The sequence below is a fragment of the Falsirhodobacter xinxiangensis genome, assembly GCF_004959935.1.
Lineage (GTDB): Bacteria > Pseudomonadota > Alphaproteobacteria > Rhodobacterales > Rhodobacteraceae > Falsirhodobacter > Falsirhodobacter xinxiangensis.
This window is the reverse complement of sequence record NZ_SMYN01000051.1, coordinates 1-3634: the sequence shown is the minus strand read 5'-3', so window position 1 is coordinate 3634 and position 3634 is coordinate 1. Positions and strand designations below refer to the sequence as shown.

Here is a 3634-nt window from a genome sequence, read left to right as displayed (position 1 = left end):
ACCGTCGCGGATCTGGCGATGGCAGCCACCGCATTTGCCGCGCCGACCGACGGCACTGCGCTTGCCAACGCCATCGCCAGCGGCACCGCTTCGGCCGGCACCGTCACGCGCTACGAAGCGCGCAACTCGGGCGGGGCGGTGATCTGGTCTGGCGATGTCGTCCAAGGGGCGGCAGCGCCCGCCAATTCACTCGCGCTGGTCCGCACCGATTTCGTCGGCGGTGAGAAGATCGAGCCGCAGAGCTTCAGCATCACGGCCTCGGGCGCCTGATCATGGCCGTCAACGAGGCGGCATCCGGCGGGGTCTGGTCCACCGTCCAGATTGACGGCAAGTGGTATCGGCTCGGTCGGTTCACGGCTGTTTCGTCCGCGCTGGCCATCACCTCGGCGATGGCGCTGGAGGTGCTGCTGGTTGGCGCGGGTGGCACAGGGGGCACGGGCGGATCGCGTGGCGGCGGGGGCGGCGGTGGCTGGGTCCGGGTCGATACGGTTCAGGTCCAGCCCGGCATCTATACGATCGAGGTGGGTGTCGCGTCGTCGGCAACGGCTTCGACGGTCGGCAATCCGTCTCGTGCCGTCGGGCTGACGGCGCCCGGCGGCGGGGCTGGCGGGCCGAGCGCGGCAGTCGGCGGCGACGGCGGCAATGGTGGTGGCGGTGGTGGCTCCGGCGGGGCTGCGGTGCCGAACCTTGCAGGCGGCGCTGGCAATCCCGGCTTTGCGGGCGGGCGTGGCTTCGGCGGCACCATCACGCAGCGCGCCAGCGGCGGCGGGGGCGGGGCTGGCGGTGCGGGTGTCGGCGGGTCTGTTGGCCTTGGTGGCGCGGCAGGGCCGGGGCGATCAATCAACTTCGACGGCACGCTGAGGGTTTACGGCACGGGCGGGCGCGGCAGCGGGCCTGCGCTACCGGCAGTGCCGGAGGGTGCAACGAACCCCGGCGCGGGTGGCGACGGAGGCAGCAGCGGCTTCGGCGCGGCGCAGAACGGCATCGTCATCGTCCGCTACGAGATTACCGATCCATTCTTGGCCGCAGACCATCCCGGCGCGACGTTCTGGTCGGAGACGATCGACGGCGTGCCTTACAAGGGGATGACCATACCGGCTTCGGCTGGCCTCACATCTTTGAAGCCCTTGATCCCGGTGGATGTGGAATATCTGCTGGTCGCGGGCGGCGGCGGCGCGCCTTACTATCAGGCGGCCAACACGGGCGGGGGCGGCGCGGGCGGTCTGCTGCGNCCAACACGGGCGGGGGCGGCGCGGGCGGTCTGCTGCGCGGCACGACCACGCTGACGGCGGGCACTGTCTATCCCATTGCGGTCGGAAGCGGTGGAACGCAATCGGCAACCAATACTGCACCGGCCACCAGCGGCGGCGACACAACCTCCTTCAGCCTGACTGCCATAGGCGGCGGGAGGGGCGGCTCTCCGCGGACGAATACCATCTCTCCCGGCGGCAATGGCGGATCGGGCGGCGGTGGCAACCGAGGATACGCAGCTGGTCTGGGCACGCCTGGTCAGGGCTATGATGGCGGAACGAGCATTCCGAACAGCCCCGGTGCCGGGGGCGGCGCGGGCGGTGCCGGCGCGCCTTACACACCCGGTCCGGGTCTGCTGATCAACTTCTACGGCACGCCGGTTTGGTATGCGACCGGCGGCCAGTCCGGCGGGGCCTCTGCGCCTCCTGAATGGGGTGGGCCGGGGTCGGGCGCGAACGGCGGGCCGAACAACGGCAACACCGGCCACCCGCCGGGCAGCGCCATGGATGGCGTGATCGAACTCCGCTGGCGGGCTGGTGCCGCGCCGGAGGTTGTTCCGGCGGCGGGCGGGGCCGCACTGATCCTCGGCGGCGGCGGGCGGGCGCAGGTCGCCATTCCCGCGCGGGGTCGGGCGGTCGCGGCGCTGGCGGCGAAAGGGGCCGCTGGCATTCGCATCGAAGCGGCGGGTTCGGCATCGGCCTTGGTTCGGGCAGCCGGTGCCGCTGGGCTGCGTATCCCCGCGCTGGCGGGGGCGGTTTTCGAAGCCGCGGCGGGCGGCGCGGTGGGCCTTTCGATCGGCGCGCGCGGCAGGGCCGGGATCGACCTTGGCGCGGGCGGGCTGTCCGGCCTGCGGATCGTTGCCATGGGGTCTGCGCGGGCAAGGCTCATGGCATCGGGCTTCGCCACCGTCATTGACGCGCCAATCACTATCCGGGGCCGGATCGCAACGGTGGGTCAAAGCCGATCCGTCACCGACGGGCTGGCGGGGCGAAGAACCACGGCAGGCAATGATGGCCGCCGCAGCACGAGGGAAACATGAGCGACCAGTTCTTTATCAAGCAGGGCGATACCAGCCCGGCGATCCGGCGGCAATTCTTCGACGGGGCGGGCAATGTGATCCCTCTGGCCGGGGCGACGGTTCTGTTCTCCATGGCGCGGAACGGCGTCACGGTCGTGGACCGGCAGCCCTGCCTGATCACGGGCGAGGGCGACGAAGTTGCCGCTGTCTATCCGTGGAAGGCGGCTGACACCGCCAAGGCGGGCACCTACCGGGCAGAGTTCGAGATCACCTATGACGACGGCGCCATCGAAACCGTGCCGAATGACGGATACCTTCAGATCAACATCGCGGAACAGATCGCCTGATCGCGCGCAGCAAGGAGACGGCAATGAACGATATCGGGAAAGAGCGCTGGCTGGCGCTGGGCGAGACGATGGGGTGGGTTCAAGGCGACGCACCGCCGGTCCCGCTGCCGGGGATCGCGATCGCGAACCGGGCTGCGCTGGATGCAGCATTGGCGGGCGCGACGGGCGGCGAGATCTTCCGCCTCGCCGATGACGACTTCGGTTCGCTGGAGATCAAGCGGCAGTGGGCGGACCCCGTGACGATCATCGGCGGCACCTTCGGCAGCGTGAAGCTTGGCACGCCTCACTGGAAGGCGCGCGGCAAGGGCGTGGTGCTGCAGCATGTGAAGGCCACCTATCTGGAGGCGAAGGCCTTCGACGCCGCCACCTTCCTGCATTGCGAGGCAGAGCAGCTGCTGATCGAAAGCGCTGATGGCGCAACGGTGGAGCGGTGCTGGCTGCATGACGGTCATTTCCCGCTTCGGCTGCTTCGGGCCACGAACTTCCGCGTCATCGGCAACATCATGGAGCGCGCGCGCGAGGATACGATGCGGATCTCGGGCGACAGCCATGACGGCGAAGTGCGGGGCAACGTCTTCTTGGACAACCGCGCCGCCAAGCCGATGCATGGCGATCACCTTCAGATATTTGGACTTCCGAAAGAGGCGACCGGGCCGAAGCACATCGTCATCGAGCAGAACCTGATGCACGACGACGCCACCGACAAGGAGGTGACGGTGCTGGCGACGGGCAGGGCTGGCACGGCAGCCCCGGCGCAGGGCGTCTTCATCGGCGACGGCGCGGGCGACTTCACCGACTTCTCGATCCGGCACAACCTCATCCGTCTGTCGATGGTGAACGCGATCGCGGCGAAATCGGCACCGGAGCGGTTTACGGTGGCCGAGAACATCGTCCTGCCGGTGAAGGGATTCAACGTCGCGCGCATCCGCTTCGGGAAGCATGACGATCAGCCGCACTGGACGCCGAGAGGGGCGACCGTCTCACGCAACGTCACGACCATGATCGAGGACAGCAGCGG

General features: G+C 69.3%; 5 protein-coding genes and 1 pseudogene. All 6 read left to right on the top strand.

The window, feature by feature from the left end:
• Positions 1–270: hypothetical protein (locus tag E2K76_RS20030; RefSeq protein WP_220432325.1), on the top strand; the 270-nt coding region annotated here is incomplete at its 5' end.
• Positions 271–272: 2 nt separating this feature from the next.
• Positions 273–1286, top strand: coding sequence for a glycine-rich domain-containing protein (locus E2K76_RS21090; protein ID WP_136686197.1), 1014 nt, complete (start codon positions 273–275; stop codon positions 1284–1286).
• Positions 1241–1684 (top strand): annotated as a pseudogene (locus E2K76_RS21180) (glycine-rich domain-containing protein); the annotation flags it as partial. The gene E2K76_RS21090 and the pseudogene E2K76_RS21180, both read left to right, overlap by 46 nt.
• Positions 1685–1753: 69 nt before the next feature.
• The gene (locus E2K76_RS20020; RefSeq protein ID WP_136686196.1) at positions 1754–2290 is read left to right on the top strand and encodes a hypothetical protein; all 537 of its coding nucleotides are present in this window, start codon (positions 1754–1756) and stop codon (positions 2288–2290) included.
• On the top strand, positions 2287–2616 hold the full coding sequence (locus E2K76_RS20015; RefSeq protein ID WP_136686195.1) for a hypothetical protein: 330 nt from the start codon (positions 2287–2289) through the stop codon (positions 2614–2616). The genes E2K76_RS20020 and E2K76_RS20015 overlap by 4 nt, the downstream gene beginning before the upstream one ends.
• 23 nt (positions 2617–2639) lie before the next feature.
• The coding region (locus tag E2K76_RS20010) for a right-handed parallel beta-helix repeat-containing protein (protein ID WP_136686194.1) at positions 2640–3634 on the top strand (995 nt) is incomplete at its 3' end.